14 protein-coding genes are annotated in these 15,572 nt (G+C 73.2%); 5 read left to right on the top strand and 9 right to left on the bottom strand.

Going from position 1 to position 15,572, the window contains the following annotated elements; genetic code table 11:
• The first annotated feature begins 58 nt into the window (after window positions 1-58).
• The 4 genes from ACEZDE_RS20855 to ACEZDE_RS20840 all read left to right on the top strand — a co-directional run bounded on the left by ACEZDE_RS20855 (window position 59) and on the right by ACEZDE_RS20840 (window position 5,727).
• The gene (locus tag ACEZDE_RS20855; RefSeq protein ID WP_380537984.1) at window positions 59-3,574 is read left to right on the top strand and encodes a ricin-type beta-trefoil lectin domain protein; all 3,516 of its coding nucleotides are present in this window, start codon (window positions 59-61) and stop codon (window positions 3,572-3,574) included.
• 260 nt (window positions 3,575-3,834) lie between these two features.
• Window positions 3,835-4,347 carry a hypothetical protein gene (locus ACEZDE_RS20850; RefSeq protein WP_380537982.1) on the top strand — a complete coding sequence of 171 codons (513 nt, stop codon included), beginning with the start codon at window positions 3,835-3,837 and terminating at the stop codon, window positions 4,345-4,347.
• A 70-nt stretch (window positions 4,348-4,417) separates the two neighbouring features.
• On the top strand, window positions 4,418-4,936 hold the full coding sequence (locus ACEZDE_RS20845) for a SigE family RNA polymerase sigma factor (protein WP_380538061.1): 519 nt from the start codon (window positions 4,418-4,420) through the stop codon (window positions 4,934-4,936).
• Entirely contained in the window at window positions 4,933-5,727 is a 795-nt protein-coding gene (locus tag ACEZDE_RS20840; protein ID WP_380537980.1) for a hypothetical protein, read from the top strand. Before ACEZDE_RS20845 ends, ACEZDE_RS20840 begins: the two co-directional genes overlap by 4 nt.
• Before the next feature lie 11 nt (window positions 5,728-5,738).
• Here the strand turns inward: ACEZDE_RS20840 and ACEZDE_RS20835 are convergent, their stop codons facing one another.
• The 6 genes from ACEZDE_RS20835 to ACEZDE_RS20810 form a co-directional block, all read right to left on the bottom strand.
• Window positions 5,739-6,179: a VOC family protein gene (locus ACEZDE_RS20835; RefSeq protein ID WP_380537978.1), complete on the bottom strand. Its 441-nt coding sequence runs from the start codon at window positions 6,177-6,179 to the stop codon at window positions 5,739-5,741.
• Between the two features lie 29 nt (window positions 6,180-6,208).
• The gene (locus tag ACEZDE_RS20830; RefSeq protein WP_380537976.1) at window positions 6,209-7,471 is read right to left on the bottom strand and encodes a vWA domain-containing protein; all 1,263 of its coding nucleotides are present in this window, start codon (window positions 7,469-7,471) and stop codon (window positions 6,209-6,211) included.
• 73 nt (window positions 7,472-7,544) lie between these two features.
• Window positions 7,545-8,003 carry an ATP-binding protein gene (locus tag ACEZDE_RS20825; protein WP_380537974.1) on the bottom strand — a complete coding sequence of 153 codons (459 nt, stop codon included), beginning with the start codon at window positions 8,001-8,003 and terminating at the stop codon, window positions 7,545-7,547.
• Entirely contained in the window at window positions 8,000-8,932 is a 933-nt protein-coding gene (locus ACEZDE_RS20820; protein WP_380537972.1) for an MEDS domain-containing protein, read from the bottom strand. The genes ACEZDE_RS20825 and ACEZDE_RS20820 overlap by 4 nt, the downstream gene beginning before the upstream one ends.
• Window positions 8,933-9,087: 155 nt before the next feature.
• Window positions 9,088-10,287, bottom strand: a complete 1,200-nt coding sequence (locus ACEZDE_RS20815) for a cytochrome P450 (RefSeq protein ID WP_380537970.1) — start codon at window positions 10,285-10,287, stop codon at window positions 9,088-9,090.
• A 105-nt stretch (window positions 10,288-10,392) separates the two neighbouring features.
• Window positions 10,393-10,590 carry a ferredoxin gene (locus ACEZDE_RS20810; RefSeq protein ID WP_380537968.1) on the bottom strand — a complete coding sequence of 66 codons (198 nt, stop codon included), beginning with the start codon at window positions 10,588-10,590 and terminating at the stop codon, window positions 10,393-10,395.
• 358 nt (window positions 10,591-10,948) lie between these two features.
• Here ACEZDE_RS20810 and ACEZDE_RS20805 point away from each other — a divergent pair, with 358 nt between their 5' ends.
• A complete protein-coding gene (locus ACEZDE_RS20805; protein WP_380537966.1) occupies window positions 10,949-12,313 on the top strand; it encodes a PP2C family protein-serine/threonine phosphatase in 1,365 nt (454 codons plus the stop codon).
• 79 nt (window positions 12,314-12,392) lie between these two features.
• On the opposite strand, the gene ACEZDE_RS20800 is transcribed toward ACEZDE_RS20805, so the two are convergent.
• The 3 genes from ACEZDE_RS20800 to lanKC all read right to left on the bottom strand — a co-directional run bounded on the left by ACEZDE_RS20800 (window position 12,393) and on the right by lanKC (window position 15,472).
• Window positions 12,393-12,533, bottom strand: a complete 141-nt coding sequence (locus tag ACEZDE_RS20800; protein WP_380537964.1) for a hypothetical protein — start codon at window positions 12,531-12,533, stop codon at window positions 12,393-12,395.
• A gap of 43 nt (window positions 12,534-12,576) precedes the next feature.
• Window positions 12,577-12,732 (bottom strand): hypothetical protein, encoded by a 156-nt coding sequence (locus tag ACEZDE_RS20795; RefSeq protein ID WP_380537962.1) that lies wholly within the window; start codon window positions 12,730-12,732, stop codon window positions 12,577-12,579.
• A gap of 148 nt (window positions 12,733-12,880) precedes the next feature.
• Complete coding sequence (lanKC, locus tag ACEZDE_RS20790; protein ID WP_380537960.1) at window positions 12,881-15,472, bottom strand: class III lanthionine synthetase LanKC; 2,592 nt, start codon at window positions 15,470-15,472, stop codon at window positions 12,881-12,883.
• Between the last annotated feature and the right edge of the window lie 100 nt (window positions 15,473-15,572).

The raw sequence follows: 15,572 nt of genomic DNA, 5'->3' as shown, positions 1-15,572 counted from the left end.
ACGCTTAAAGGGACATGACAAGACACTGGTTCTTCCCGTCCGATCGGAGGCCCCCCTGATGCGGTCCGCGTTCCTCTCGGCCGGGAGCTGTCTCGCTCTCCTGCTCACCCTGGCGGCGACCGGGTTGGCGTCCGCGCCGCCGGTCCAGGCCGCGAGCAACGTCGTGACCGACGGCAACGCCCGGTTCGAGGTGCTCAGCCCGACCCTGGTCCGGATGGAGTACGCCGGGGACGGCGCCTTCCAGGACGGGACCACCTTCACCGCCGTCAACCGCGCGTTCCCGGTCCCCGCCTTCAGCACCGACGTCAGCGCGGACGGCTACCGGGAGATCCGCACCAGCGGTCTCACCCTGCGCTACCGGGAGGGCAGCGGGCCGTTCACCCCGGCCAATGTCTCGGTCACGCTCACCGGCAGCGGGGGCGCCCCCGGCGTCCAGGCCGCGCCGTCGTTCCCCTCCTTCTGCACCGTCGACTCCGCCTGCGAGGCCGAGGACGGCCAGTTCAGCGGGATGGCGGCGGCGGCCTACGACCACACCGGGCACACCGGCTCGGGCTTCGTCGCCGGATTCCAGGGCACCGGCAGCGGGGTCTCGCAGGACGTCTCGCTGGTGCCGGCCACCGGCAGCTACCGGCTGTCGGTGCGCTACTCCAACGCCAACGGCAGCACCGGGAGCCTGTCCACCCGGATCAACGGCGGGTCGGGACCCGCGCTCAGCCTCCCGGTCACCTCGTCCTGGAACGCCTGGTCCACCGCCTCGGTGACGGTGAACCTGACGGCGGGCACCGACACCGTGGGCCTGCTCCAGGCGGCCGGTGACACCGGCAAGGTCAACATCGACAGCATCGCGGTCACCCCGGTCTCCACCACCGCCTACCCCGCCGCGTCGACCGCGCTCACCAGCACCGGCTACGGGGCGGGCCCGACCGACACCCTCGGCGGCTGGTCCCGGACCCTGGACAACCCGGAGACCCTGCCGGTGCCGGAGCACCCGGGCATCCTGGACCGCGACGGCTGGTACCTGCTGGACGACACCCGCACCGCGCTGCTCAGCAGCGGACACACCGTCACCGACCGCCCCGGACACGGCGGACAGCCCTACCAGGACGGCTACTTCTTCGGGTACGGCCAGAACTACAAGCAGGGCCTGGCCGACCTCAACACGCTGACCGGCGGCACCGCGCTGCTGCCCGAGTCCGCCTACGGCGTCTGGTACTCGCGCTACTACGCCTACACCACCGCCGACTACGAGAACACCCTGCTCCCGGCCTTCCGCAGCACCGAGACCCCGATCGACTGGCTGGTCACCGACACCGACTGGAAGTCACCCAGCCAGTGGAACGGCTGGAACTGGAACCCGGCGCTGTTCCCCGACCCGCAGGCCTTCCTCGACTGGACCAAGCAGCAGGGCCTCTCCCTCGCGCTCAACATCCACCCCACCATCGACAGCGCCGACCCCAAGTTCGCCGCCGCCGACAGCCAGGCCGGAGGGCTGCTCCCGGACGGCGGCACCACCTACGCCTTCGACTGGTCCAAGCCCGCCCAACTGGCCTCCTACTTCGCCCTGCACCAGCCGTTCGAGCAGCAGGGCGTCCGCGAGTGGTGGCTCGACTACTGCACCAACTGCGGCGGCTCCACCGCCTCCGACCCGCAGGTGGCGCCGGACAACCTGATCAACCAGGCCTACGCCGACGACGGCGCAGCCAAGGGCCTGCGCGGGTTCTCCTTCGCCCGGATCGGCGGCTCGGAGCAGGGCGGCGACGACAGCAACTACGCCATCGGCCCCTGGTCCGAGCGCCGCAACACGATGCAGTTCACCGGGGACACCCCGGCCACCTGGGACATGCTGGCCTTCGAGGCCCGCTTCACCCCGGACGAGGCCGCGGCCGGGCTGTCCAACATCAGCGACGACATCGGCAGCTTCCACGGCGGGCACCTCCCCGACGACCTCTACGCGCGCTGGCTGCAGCTCGGGGTGTTCCAGCCGGTCGACCGGCTGCACTCGGACCACGGCGACCGGCTGCCCTGGAACTACACCGGCGCGGCGGCGGCCAGCGCCGAGTCCTCACTGCGGCTGCGCGAGTCCCTGGTGCCGTACACCTACACGCTGGCGCAGCAGGCCCACAGCACCGGCGTCCCGATCGTCCAGCCGCTCTATCTGGACTACCCGGCCGAGTCGGCGGCCTACAGCGCCACCGGCGAGTACCTGTACGGGGACGACGTCCTGGTCGCGCCGATCACCACGCCCGACGACGCCTCGGGCAACGGCTCGGCCCAGGTCTGGGTGCCGCCGGGCAGCTGGACCGACTACTTCACCGGCCGCAGCTACACCGGCCCGGCGACGGTGACCATCACCGACCCGCTGTCGCAGCTGCCGGTGCTGGTCAAGGCCGGCGGCATCCTGCCGACCAGGACCGACTACGTGAACGACCAGGCGCAGCGCCCGCTCACCCAACTGACCGTGAACGTCGCCGCCGGGGCCGACGGGAGCTTCTCGCTCTACCAGGACGCGGGCGAGGGCACCGGCTACCAGAGCGGGCAGTCCAGCTCCGCCCCGCTGTCCTGGAACGACGCCGCGCGCACGCTCACCGTGGGCGCGCAGACCGGCGGTTACGCCGGTGCGCCGACCTCCCGGGCGTACACGCTGCGGCTGTCCAACACCACGGCTCCCGGCGCGGTGCTGGTCGACGGCGTCCAGGTGCCGGAGACGGCGTGGTCCTGGAACGGGAACCGACGGACCGTCACGGTGACCACCGCGGCGCTGCCGCTGGGCTCCGCGCACACGGTCACCCTCTCCGGCAGCGGCACCGGCAACCCGACCGCGGGCGAGGTCCTCGGCGACGGCGGCCTGTGCCTGGACGTGCGGGGCGGCCTCACCGCCGACGGCACCGCGGTCCAGCTGTGGGGCTGCAACCACACGGCCGCCCAGACGCTCTCCTACCAGGCCGACAACACCGTCCGGGTGCTCGGGAAGTGCCTGACCGTCAGCGGCGGCGGCACCGCGAACAACACCCCGGTCGGGATCGCCGCCTGCGCCGGAACGGCCGCCCAGGCCTGGTCGCACGGGTCGGACGGCACCCTGGTCAACCCGGCCTCGGGCCGCTGCCTGGACGTCCCGAACGGGAACACCACGCCGGGCGCGGTGCAACTGCAGCTCTACGACTGCAACGGCACCGCGGCGCAGCTCTGGAAGCCGCCGCCGGGACAGGTCACCGGGCCGGCCGGGCTGTGCGTGGACGTGGCCAATGCCGACCCGTCCTCGGCGACCGCGGTCCAACTGTCCGGCTGCAACGGCACCGACGCCCAGCGCTGGTCGGCGCCGGGCGACCGGACCCTGCGCGACTTCGGCAAGTGCCTGGACGCCACGGGCGGCGCGACCGCGAACGGGACCCCGGTCCAGCTGTGGGACTGCGACGGGACCGGTGCGCAGACCTGGGTCACCCGCGCCGACGGGACCCTGTTCAACCCCGCCTCCGGCCGCTGCCTCGACGACCGCGACGATGCCGAGCAGTCCGGTGACGTGCTCCAGCTGTACGACTGCAACGGCACGGCGGCACAGCACTTCCGGCTGGGCTGACCGGGGGCGCACTGACCGCGCCGCCCCAAAAAACCAGTGGAGCGGCGCGGATACCGGTCCGGCTGGGCGGCAGGCCACCAGCGACTTCACCTTCACCCTCAGGCGCTGAGCCCTGCTCGGGGCTGAGTCCTGCTCGGGGTCGGGGCCCACTTCGGCAGTCCGTGCAACCACTTCGGGCACTGCGGGAGTGAGTAGGTCGGAGAGGGGCCCCTCCGCCGGACATCGACCGCCACCGTCAACTGAGAACGCCGAGGAGCACGATGTACCCGAGCAAGAACGTCATCGCCACCGTCCTGGCCGCGACCGCCGCCGTCACCCTGACCGCCGCGGGCACGGCCAGCGCGGCGGGCACCGCCACCGCGGGCACCGCCCCCCGGAGCCCGCGGGTCGAGGTCGTCCGCCCCGGGCAGGTGGTGGACACCGGGCACGGCGTCGACCTGCAGCTCAACAGGACCGACCGCTGTTTCGGCGCCCCCGACGCCTGGAGCTGCAAGAGCGTCGTCGACGGCAACCAGGCCCCCGACTCGGTGAGCCTGCAGACCCAGGGGGACAGCACCGGCACCGTCTACTCCCCGCTCTACCTCGGCTCCGGCAAGGCGGCCAGGATGACCGTGACGGTCGGCGGGGTGACCTACCGGGTCCAGGTCGTCACCCTGGCCGGACACCCCGGCTACTCCACCGGTTGGGCCTGGGGCGCCCCGCTGAGCAACCCGGGCGACATTCCCCAGGTGACGGTGTTCGACCGGGCAGGCCGGGTTCTTGCCCAACTCTGACGCCCCCTCACTACGACTGCCGGCCCGGCGCGCTGAGCGCTCCGGGCCGGTAGCCGCGCCCTCGGTCTCGGTGGAGGCCGGGGCCCGCTGGGACTTCGACAGCTACGCGGCGGCGCGCTGGCCCCGGCTGGTGCACACCGCCTACCTGCTCACCGGCGACCTGCACGAGGCGGAGGACGTGGTGCAGGCCACCCTGGCCAAGGTCTACCTGGCCTGGAGCCGGATCAGTCGGCTCGACGAACCCGACGCCTACGTCCACCGCGCCCTGGTCAACAACAACCTCAGCCGCTTCCGCAAGCGCCGCGTGGTGCACCTGCTCACCTCCGTCGTCCCCGACCGCCCCCGCGAGGCCCCGCACGACCAGGTGGAACAGCGCGCCCTGCTCCTGTCGGCGCTCGCCGAGCTGCCGCCGCGACAGCGCGCGGTGGTCGTGCTGCGCTACTGGGAGGACCTGAGTGAGCATCAGGTCGCCGAGATCCTGGGCTGCTCCCCCGGCAATGTGAAAAGCCAGGCCAGCCGCGGCCTGCGCAAACTACGGGGACACCCGGCCCTGGCCGCCCTGGCCGCAGGAGAGGAGGACGGGCGTTGACCACGCCGTCACAGCAGCCGTCACAGCCACCGCAGCAGCCGCCGTACGACGGCGGTGCCGCGGAACCCGACCTGCCCGCTGCCGAGGACCGGGTCCGGCACGCCCTGCGCGAGGCCGTGCGCGGCGTCGAACCGTCCCCGTGGCAACCCGCCGAGGTCAGAGAGCGGGCCGCCGGACACCGCCGGGCGCGCAGGCTCGCCGCGACGCTTCCGGTGGTCGCCGCGGTCGCGGCCTGCGCCGTGGTGATGGCCGCGGCGAACCAGGACCGGGGGCCCGACAGCCCGACACGTCCCCCCGCGCCCACCGGACCCACCGCGCCCGACGGACGGCTCACCGCGGACCACCCCCCAGCGACCCCAGTGATGTCGGCGCCCGCCGTCCGGGTCGTCGCGCCCGGACAGCCCTTCGCCGTCGGCGACGGCGAGCAGATGCGACTGGAGCCCACCCGCGTCTGCCTGCTCCAGCGCGGCGCGGCCTGGCAGTGCGACAACGTCGCCGGCGACAACCGGTCCGCGGGCAGCGTCAGTTCCGAGAACCGCGCCGACCAGCACGGCACCGTCTACGCCCCGCTCTACACCGGCCCGGTACCGGCCGCGCGGATGACCCTCACCGTGCAGGGCCGCGACTACCCGGTCCAGCTGGTGGTCCTGGCTGGACCTCCCGGCTATGCCGCCGGTTATGTCGTCGGGCCGCCGCCGCCCAGCCCCGGGGTGTTCCCGGGACTGACGATCCGGGTCTACGACGCCGGGGGCGCCGTCCTGGCCACCCTGGTCTCGCCCGCTGGCGGGTGAGTGAATGCTTACTACCCGATCTGCTCGGCCAGGGCGACGATGACGCCCGCGGGGCCCCGCAGGTAGCAGAGCAGGAACGTGTCCTGGTACCGGACCACCTCGCCGAGCAGCTCCGCACCGTGGCCGCGCAGGCGGGCAACCGTGTCGTCGAGGTCGTCCACGGCGAACATCACCCGGTGCAGGCCCAGCGTGTTGGGCGGCGGGTTCTCCGCCCCGGCCCCGGACAGCGCGGGGGCGTGGTACGTGGTCAGCTCCAGCTTGCTGTGGCCGTCCGGGGTCCGCATCATCGCGATCTCGCTCCGGATGCCGTCGAGGCCGACCGTGCGGTCCGCCCAGACGCCTTCGATCTGTGCCTTGTTCTCCAGTTCCATGCCCAGTTCGGTGAAGAACGCGACAGCCGCGTCCAGGTCGGCGACGACGATGGCGACATTGTCCATCCGCAGAACAGTCATGCCGTCGAGCATAGGCCGGTGCGGTCCGCTCAGGGCCTTCGGACGATGCCGAGTCGGCGGGCCTCGGTCAGCCACTGCGGGAACTCGCTCAGCAGGCGGTCGTACAGCTCCGCGTCGGTGACCTGGTCGAAGTCGTCCACCTGGAAGAACCCGGCGTTGTCGACCACCCGTCCGGGCAGGGTGTCGAAGCGCTCCAGGATGCCGTACTCGGACCTGCCCAGGCCGATGAACTGCCAGAACAGCGGTTGCGTGGCAGCCTCGGTGAGGAGGTCCTGGATCTGCCGGCTGCGGTTGACACCGCCGTCGGAGAAGAACAGCACCAGCACCGGATCACCGGGCCGCTCGGCGTAGTAGGCCAGGATGTCGCGGATCACCTCGGGCTCGTTGTTGCCGCCGAAGACGTCCACCAGGTGGTCGGGGACCCGGGACCGCCCGCCGGGGAGCTCCGGGAGCTGGCGCTGCCCCGAGCGGATGTAGACGTTGCGCTCGATCCAGTCGGCCAGTCCGGGAATGGTCAGCGTGGGCAGCCGGGCGCAGCGGTCCGCGAAGATCCAGGCGTCCAGGGAGCTGTCGTCGTCCACCACGGCGGCGACCGGGGCCATCCGCTCCACCAGGCGGCCCACCGTGCCGCCGTTGTAGAGCGGGCGCATCGAGCCCGACCGGTCGAGCACCAGCGCGACCCGGGCGCGCACCCCGGCCGCGCCCCGCTTGGCCAGGTTCACCCGCACGATCTCCTTGCGCAGCGAGACCGGGTCAGCGGCGGGGGCCACGGCTCCCGCCGGCAGCTCCTCGTCCACCGCGACGCCGAAGTCCGCGGCCAGCCCGGCCAGCCCGGTGTCGTAGCCCTGGCCGAGGGCCCGCAACCGCCAGGCCCCCTGGCGCCGGTAGACCTCGCCGAGCAGCATCAGCGTCTCCTTGCCCGCCGTCCGCACCGGGAAGACGGCGGCGACCGCGCCGCCGGCGTCGTGCAGCTCCATCGCCAGCTCGCGCACGTCGCCGAAGCTGCCGCCGTCCAGGGTGGCCGCGAGCACCACCCGCTCCACGCTCGCGGGCAGTTGCTCGGGCCGCACCAGCAGGGACTGCCGTCCCGGGCCGCCGCCCTGGTGCCGTACCGCGCCGCCCTCGGCCTCGGGCTGGTTGTAGAACACCAGGTCAGCGTCCGTCCTGACCTTGCCGTTCGGGCCCACCAGCACGGCCGAGGCGTCCAGCACCGAGCCGCAGGACCAGCGCACCACCAGGGTCAACGGGCCAGGGGGAACCGGGACATGGGCACCGGGCAGGAGTTCGGTCATGCCCGCATTGTTCACCAGAGCCGGACGCTTCGACCAGCGCTGATCGCCAGTGGTCGGCAGGGGTCGGCGCCGGTCAGTCGCCGGGCTGTGAGCGGTGGCTCCCGGCGTCGCTCTGGGACGGTGTCAGGAAGGTCCGCATGGTGACCCGGATCGTCGTCCCGTCCACGGCGCGCACGACTTCGTCGCACAGCGCGGCGGCCAGCCGCCAGCCGCGGCCCCGGGTCATCGCCGGATCGGTCAGCCTGGGCGCGGGCACCCGGGGTGGGGAGCCGTCCGGTTCCGGGTCGCGGAACTCGCAGCACACGCCCTCCGGCGCGGCGATCACCGAGAGCAGGGTGGGCCGGGGGTCGGCGGCGAAGGCGGCGACCGCGATCTCGTGCACGGCCAGGACCAGGTCCGCGGCACGGTCGCAGGTCAGGCCCAGCACCAGCGAGCGCATCCGGACCCGGGCGCGGACCATCGCCAGATCACTCGCGTCGATCAGCAGGACGTCCAGGGGTTCGTCGTCGCGGCCCGGTTCGGAGTGGCTCATCGCGCTCCTCCCGCGTCCGGGTCCGCCGAGTCGGGATTCACCGCGCCCGGAGCCGCTTCCACCCGGATGCCGCTGATCCGGCCGCGGTCCAGGACGGCCAGGACCCGGCGCACGGTCGGCGAGGCCGAGCGCAGCACCAGCCGCCGCCCGTAGCCGAGCCGGGAGCCCGCGTCCAGCAGCACGTCCACCGCGCTGGCGTCGGCGAAGGCGAGCGACGACAGGTCGACCAGCACGTCGACGTCGCCCGGGATCCGGTCGGCGGCCTGCCGCAGTGCCGTCCTCAGTTGCTCCTGAGTGGTCAGGTCGGCCTCGCCGATCAGCCGCAGCCCCCTGACGGTCTGCAGGATCTGCAGGCAGGGCACCCCGGCCCGGCCGGGACCGGCGACCAGGGCGTGCCGCTCCGCGCACCGGCGCAGCTGTTCCGCGGTGAACTGGCCCGGATCGTAGAGGCACAGCCCCATCCCGGCCCGGCACTCCAACCCGGTCTGGATCAGCTGCTCCATCTCCGCCAGGCCCTCCCCCGGCACCGGGTGGATCGCCGCCCAGCTCATGTCCGAGCACACCCGCAGCCCGCGGAAGCCGTCCCCCACGGCCGCGTCGATGGCGTCGAACATGACCTGGGCGGCGGCGGGCGCGGAGAACGGCCCCTGCCACATCGGAACGGCGCCCATGTCGGCGATGACCAACGACCCGTCACCCTCGTGCCGCGGCAGCTCGATCCGCGCCGCGGTCAGCGCCTCTTCGAGCCAGGACCGCTCCCGCATCCCCAGCACGCACAGGACCCGGTCCCCGGCGGCGAGCCCGTCCCGGACGTAGCCGGTCACAGCGAGCCGGGTGATCTCGTCGTCGTCGGACACGACGCAGCAGTGGCTCCCGTAGCCCATGGCACCGATCTGCACCATCACCTCGCCGGCCTGCGACCCGTCCATCAGCACCCCCTACTACGCCCCGCCCACACCGCCGACCCCGTGCCATGGAGGCATTCGAAACCGCGGCGGCTTCGGATGGGTCGATCCGACGACACATCAGAAACGTGTGTCGGACGACGGATCAAGGCGTTCCGGGGCGCTCCCGGGGCCCGCTCCTACCAGGCGACCGGCAGGGCCTCCACCCCGTAGACGACCGTGTCGTCGCGGAACCGGATCTCCTCGACCGGCACCGCCAGCCGCAGCGTCGGCAGCCGCCGGAACAGGGTGTCCAGGGCGATCTGCAGTTCCAGCCGGGCCAGCGGCTGGCCCAGGCACTGGTGCACGCCGAAGCCGAAGGCGACGTGACGCCTGGCCTCGCGCCCCACGTCGAGCTGTTCGGCCCCCGGGAACGCCGCCTCGTCCCGGTTGGCCGTGGACAGCATGCACACCACTCCCTCCCCCGCCGCGACGGTCACCGCGCCGATCCGGACCGGCTCCAGGGCGACCCGGGTGACGCCGCTCTGGACGATGCTGAGGTAGCGGAGCAGCTCCTCCACCGCGCCCTTGATCAGCGTCGGGTCCTCGCGGAGACGCGCCAGTTGGGCCGGTTCGCGGAGCAGCGCCAGCGTCCCCAGCGCGGTCATGTTGGCGGTCGTCTCGTGGCCGGCGACCAGGAGCAGCAGGCTCATGCTCGCCACCTCGCTACGGCTGAGGTCGCCGCGCCCGACCAGTCGGCTGATGATCTGCTGGTCCGGCTCCCGTTCCTTGCGCTCCGCCAACTCCTCCAGATAGCGGGTCAGTTCGTCCCGCGCCTGGCGGACCTGTTCGGCCGAGGTGCGGTTGTCGAGCAGGATCCGGCTGTGCTGCTGGAAGAAGTCGTGGTCCTGGTAGGGGACGCCGAGCAGCAGGCAGATCACCAGGGAGGGCACCGGCAGCGCGAACTCCTGGACCAGGTCGGCCGGGGGCCGGTGCGCGGTCATCCCGTCCAGGAAGCCGTCGACGATGCTCTGGATCTCCGGGCGCAGCGCCTCCACCCGCTTGATGATGAAGTCGCCGGTCAGCATGCGCCTGAGCCGGGCGTGCTCGGGGTCGTCCATCCGGATGAAGGACGGCTTCTGCACCGCCAGTTCGCGGCGTCCGGCGCTGAGGAACGGGAAGCCGGAGTGCCGGGCGTCGGAGCTGAACCGGCTGTCCCCGAGGACGGCGCGGACGTCCTCGTGCCGGGTCACCAGCCAGGCGCGGGAGCCGTCCCAGAGCGAGACGGGGGTGACCGGCCGCTGCTCCATGGCCTGCTGGTAGGCGGGCGGCGGGGCGAACGGGCAGCCGCCGCGGGCGGCGGGGAAGGTCAGGGTGTCGGTCGGCTCCACGGTGGTCATGGATCGTCCTCCTTGCAGGCTTCGGCACCCGGGCGGGCATGCGCGCCTGCCTGGCACGCACGCGTCAGCGCACGGGTATCGCACGGGTATGACGTGGGATTCGCTTCAGGACTCCTGGACCGAGATGGCCCGGCCGGGGCAGATGCCCGCCGCCATCCGGACACCGGCCCGCAGTCGCGGCTCGGGCAGCGGCTCCAGCAGCAGGACCATCCCGTCGTCCTCGCTCTGGTCGAACACCTCGGGCACGGCGGCCACGCACTGCCCGGAGCTGCAGCATCTGTCCCGGTCCACACTCACTCGCACGGCGGGCTCCTCCGGGGAGATAGATGGTAGAGGCAACTACTTGCTCGACCAACGTAACCCTCGCCGACGCGTGGTTGTAGTGCGCAGATCAACCATCGGCGAACATGACCGAAAACCGTACGTACTCGTCCCGAACAGGATGTTCGCGGCACCGGCGACCTTCCGGGCGGACATCCAGTCGAACATTCGCGTGAGGATGGTGAGGATGCACGGACGGTTGGGGTGGGTGGGGGACGTGGGGTCGGTGTGGGGGCGTAGCATTTCCTCGTGTCGCCTATCTCACGGGCTGCCGGGGTGCGTCGCACATCCGGGGGCCTGATGATTGCTTCCCCGGAGTGGACCAGAGCAGGGAGGCCAGGTGCGTTCCCACGACGTGAGCGCCGGCCTCGGCGCGGGTGAGCCCATCGCGGCGGCGGACCCCCGGAGCGCACGTGCGCTGCGCGGCCTGCTGGCGGACCACGCCCGGCTGACGCTGCTGGACGAGGCCTCGCGCCGGATCGGCACCACCCTGGACCTGCAGGCGACCTGCACCGAGCTGGCGCGTTTCGTGCTGCCGCGGTTCGCGGACCTGGCGAGTGTGGAGATCATGCCGCCCGAGGCACTTCCGACCGGGCTGACCCTCGGGTCGGGTCCGCTGCGGGCGCGGCGGATCGCCCTGGAGGCCGCCTCGGCCCAGCGGGCCCGGCTCAGCGGGCTCACCCCCGCCGGGCAGTGGGTGCGGCACCGGCCCGACTGCCCCACCTCCCGCTGCCTCCGGCAGGGCGGGGACGCCCACCCCGGCGTCGACGCGGGGCAGGACTGGAGCTGCGAGATCGGCGCCGGGGGCGGCAGCGCGACCGGCAGCGTGCTGATCGTGCCGCTGCGCGCCAGGGGCCAGCTCATCGGGGTGCTGTCACTGCTGCGGACCGCGACCGCCACCGCGAGCAGCGTGTCGGCCGAGGACGAGGCCGCGGCGGTCCAGGCCGTGGCCGACCGGGCGGCCCGGAGCATCGACGACGCCCGGCGGCACGCCCTGGCCCAGGATCTGACCATCGATCTGCAGCGGGCGCTGCTGGCCGAGCCGGGCAACCCGCACGCGAACCTGGAGCTGGCATCCCGCTACCTGCCCAGCGGCACGTCCGCGATGGTGGGCGGGGACTGGTTCGAAGCCGTGCGGCTCTCCTTCGGCCGAACGCTCCTGGTCATCGGCGACGTCATGGGGCACGGCGTGGAGGCGGCGGTGGACATGAGCTCCTACCGCACCCTGCTCCGCTACATCGCCGCGACCGACCTGCCGCCGCACCGCATCCTGCGCCAGCTGGACCACCTCACCTCGCAGAACGACGCCACCCGCCCGGCCACCTGCCTGCTCGCCCTGGTCGAGCCCGCACGCCACCGCTGCACCTTCGCCAGCGCGGGACACCTCCCGCCCGCGCTGCTCGGCCCCGGACACCCGGCGCGGCTGCTGGACGTGCCGACCGGGCCGCCGCTGGGCACCGGCCTGGGCGACTACCAGGCCGTGGTCCACGCCATGCACCCCGGCCAGGTGCTGCTGCTCTACACCGACGGGCTGGTCGAGCGCCGCACCGAGGACATCGACGCCTCCCTGGCCAGGCTCACCCGCCTCGGACGGCCCCAGCCCGCCGGACCGCTGGACGAGCTGCTCGACCACGTGCTGGCCGCGGTCACCCCCGGCGCGCCCGACGACGACATCGCGGTGCTCGCCGCACGCATCCAGGGCTGAGCGGGCCGGGAGCAGCTCGCGCCGAAGGCGGCCTCTGCTGAGCGCAGGGGCCGCCTCCGGTGGTGCGGGTGAGCGGGGATCAGTACGGCATGGGCAGCGTGAGGTTGGTCTCGCAGTCGCCCTCGACGCTGATCCAGCTGGTCAGCCCGAACAGCTCCGGATGAGCGGAGCCGCCGTACTCGGGAAGGTCCTGGAGTTCCAGGATGTCGTCCTGCTGCATGGTCGTCGTCCCGTTCTGCTGGATGACCGAGGCTGGGTGGCTGCTACTGCTGGACCGGGCGGGCGATCATGCAGTCGGACCAGATGCTGAACCAACTGGTCTGGCCGCCCATCATCGGCTCGATCGCGCTGCCGCCGTACTCGGGGAGGTCCTGCAGGCCGAGGATGCTGTCCTGCTCGATGACGTCGTCGTACTCCATGGTGTCTTCCTCTCTGGGATAACGGGTGTTCTGCCTGGTGCGGAGCCCTGCTGCCGGCTGAGGGCTGCGCGGACCGGCCTGGTCCGCCCGGTCTGTCGACGACCTGGCGGGGCCGGAGTCTGTGGGGGGACGGTGCGGGCGGCGGGGCTCACACGTCCGGGAGGAACAGCGAGGCCGGTGGGCCCTTCACTACCCGGGCCAGGGCGAGCAGCACGCCCGCGCTGCCGGTGGCCAGGTCCGCGTGGTAGCGGGGCTCGAACGAGCCCAGCACCCGCAGCCCGCCGCCGAAGCGCACGGTGTACTTGGCCAGGCTGGTGGCGATACGCACCGCGGTGGCCCGGTCGTCCGGGCCGCCCGCGTGGTCGGCGTGCTCGGCGTGGGCGTAGGCCCAGCTGCCGACGCCGGTGTAGAGGCCGGGCTCGACCGAGCTGGTGGCCCGGCACGGGACCAGCACCCGCGGCAGCGCGGTCGCGCAGCGCTCGTCGCCGAGGTCCGCCGCCAGCCGGGTCAGCGCGGTGGCGACCCCGGCCGAGCCGATGGTGAGGTAGGTGATCACCCGTCGGCCGCCGCCGTCGTTGAACCGCAGCCCGTCCTCGCCGCAGTCCTCGGCCTGGTCCAGTTCCGCGTGGACCAGTCGGCGGGCCGCCGCGTGGTAGCGGTGCTCACCGGTGTCGCGGCCCAGCTCGTGCAGGAACAGCGCGACCCCGGAGCGGCCCTGGTCGAGCCCGGGGGTCCCGGCCTCCGCGTCCAGCGCGTCGAGGCCGGTTCCGAGCAGGGCGTCCGCGATCGAGGCCGCCGCCTTCAGCTGCCCCGGGTCGCCGTGCAGCCGGTGCAGCAGCAGCCGGGCCATCCCGACGCCCGCCGAGCCGTGGCCGAGCAGTGCGGACCGGGCCAGCAGCGGGTGCCGCTGCGCGTGGTCGAGCAGCAGCTCGGCCTCCTCCGGCCGGCCCAGCTCGGCCAGGGTCCAGGCGAGGCCCGCGGCGCCCGCCTGCAGGCCGGGCGGCAGCGCGTCCGCCGCGGCCAGGGCGTCCCGGCGGAACCTGGTCAGGATCTCCTCCGGCACCGCTGCGCCCCAGTGGTGCAGGGCGTGCAGCACCCCGGCGGTGCCGTGGGCCAGGCAGTGGGTGTTCGCGGCGTAGCCGTCGGGCCCCGGCGGGAACACCCAGTCGGCCTGCTCGGGACGGGCCATCGCGACCAGGCCCGCGGCCAGGCCGTCGCCCAGCGCGGTGAGCGAGGCCAGCGGTCGTGCGTCCAGCTCGGCCGCGGTCGGCAGCGGGAACGGAGTGTCAGGGACGGCCGGAGCAGCGGTAGTTGCCCCGGAGCCCGGACGGTAGAACCGGGTGGCCTGCTCCCACAGCCGCTCCGGGATCGGCAGGTGCCGGTCCAGGTCGCGGCGGTGCAGTTCCAGTCGGCCCACCGGGTCGACCTGGAGCGGGCGGGCCAGCGGGAAGAGCAGCAGCATGGCCAGTGCCGAGAAACCGTACTCGTCGCCGTCGACGCCCGCCGCCAGCAGTTCGGCGGGAGCCGCGTAGCCGATGGTCCCCAGCTGCACCGGGGGTTCGGACAGCGCGGTGGCGGTCTCGAAGTCGATCAGCCGGACCGTGTCGTCGTCCTGGACCAGGACGTTGCCGTGGCTCAGGTCGCCGAAGCGCAGCCCGATGGCGTGCAGCCGGTCCAGCGCGGAGCGCAGCGAGTCCAGCAGCCGCTCCACCCGGGCCAGGTACTCGGCCCGCCGCCGCGGGTCGGTGTCCAGCTGCGGCAGCACCTGGTGCACGGCCGACCAGCGGAACAGCGGGTGGCCCGGGACGAACTCGGTGACCAGGAACTCGTGCTCCCAGTGCCCGAAGTAGTCGAGCGGTTCCGGGCACACCCCCGGTGCCTGCTCGTGCACGGTCCGCAGACTGCGGTGCTCCTGCCGCAGCCGTTCCCGGGCGTCGGTCCAGTCCGCGCCGTAGCCGTTCCTGGCCCTGGCCTCCTTGACGAACACGGTTGCGCCGGTCCGGGTGTCCAGGGCCTGGTAGGTGCCGCCGCCGTTGCTGTGCCGGATCGCCTCCTGCACCTGGAAGCGGTCGTTGAGCAGGGCCGGACCGCCGCGTGCGGGTCCGCGCGGGGGCCGGTTGCCGAGGAACGGGTCCTCGATCCCGGCCGGCAGCACGAAGGACGGGCGCCGCTCGTCCGGGACGTCGTTGCCCTCCGCGTCCCGGACCAGGGGCTCGCTGGTGCCGTCCAGTCGCAGCCGTTCGCGCCGGGTGAAGGCGCCGTAGCGGTAGTGCACCACCTTGCTGGGGCCGAACCGCCGGTCGGTGAGGACGTAGGCGCCCTCCTCGTCGGCCAGGTCGAGGGTGAGCCGCTCCATCAGCAGCCGGGCGGTGTGCGCGTCGCCGGGGTAGGCGGCGCAGAACTTGCCGGCCTGCACCCGGCTGGAGTGCTTCTGATGCAGCATCAGGAAGTAGTCGGCCGAGCCGAGGTGCTTGAAGGCGACGTCGAGGGCGAAGCAGGCGGCGGCGACCCGGTCCAGCACCTCGGCGAGCCGCTGCGGCACGGCCGAGACATGCACCTTCCAACCCTGCTCGGCGCCGGGCCCCGCGGGTGGCGACCAGTGCCGCCAGACGCTGTGGTCGTGTCCCGACCAGCCGGACGGCAGTCCGGCCGGGGTGAGCGGGGTGGTCGGCGCTCCGGAGCCGGGGCGGACCGGGGTGTAGAACTCGTCGTCGGCCATGAGCAGCCAGGGGTTCTGCACGGGGGCTCCTCCTACGACGGCGGGACCTGCGGGTCGGGTGACGGCCTGTCCGGTGACGGCCGGTCCGGGCGGGCGGGTGCGGCTCGGAGCCGGGGCGGGG

The sequence above is a fragment of the Streptacidiphilus cavernicola genome (assembly GCF_042510955.1).
Lineage (GTDB): Bacteria > Actinomycetota > Actinomycetes > Streptomycetales > Streptomycetaceae > Streptacidiphilus > Streptacidiphilus cavernicola.
This window is presented reverse-complemented; position numbering and strand designations above follow the sequence as displayed.

Bases quoted from the DNA above. Each gene is read 5' to 3' on its own strand.
- ACEZDE_RS20855 (WP_380537984.1), top strand. From the start codon at position 59: ATGCGGTCCGCGTTCCTCTCGGCCGGGAGCTGTCTCGCTCTCCTGCTC.
- ACEZDE_RS20850 (WP_380537982.1), top strand. From the start codon at position 3,835: ATGTACCCGAGCAAGAACGTCATCGCCACCGTCCTGGCCGCGACCGCC.
- ACEZDE_RS20835 (WP_380537978.1), bottom strand. From the start codon at position 6,179: ATGACTGTTCTGCGGATGGACAATGTCGCCATCGTCGTCGCCGACCTG.
- ACEZDE_RS20830 (WP_380537976.1), bottom strand. From the start codon at position 7,471: ATGACCGAACTCCTGCCCGGTGCCCATGTCCCGGTTCCCCCTGGCCCG.
- ACEZDE_RS20825 (WP_380537974.1), bottom strand. From the start codon at position 8,003: ATGAGCCACTCCGAACCGGGCCGCGACGACGAACCCCTGGACGTCCTG.
- ACEZDE_RS20820 (WP_380537972.1), bottom strand. From the start codon at position 8,932: ATGGACGGGTCGCAGGCCGGCGAGGTGATGGTGCAGATCGGTGCCATG.
- ACEZDE_RS20815 (WP_380537970.1), bottom strand. From the start codon at position 10,287: ATGACCACCGTGGAGCCGACCGACACCCTGACCTTCCCCGCCGCCCGC.
- ACEZDE_RS20800 (WP_380537964.1), bottom strand. From the start codon at position 12,533: ATGCAGCAGGACGACATCCTGGAACTCCAGGACCTTCCCGAGTACGGC.
- ACEZDE_RS20795 (WP_380537962.1), bottom strand. From the start codon at position 12,732: ATGGAGTACGACGACGTCATCGAGCAGGACAGCATCCTCGGCCTGCAG.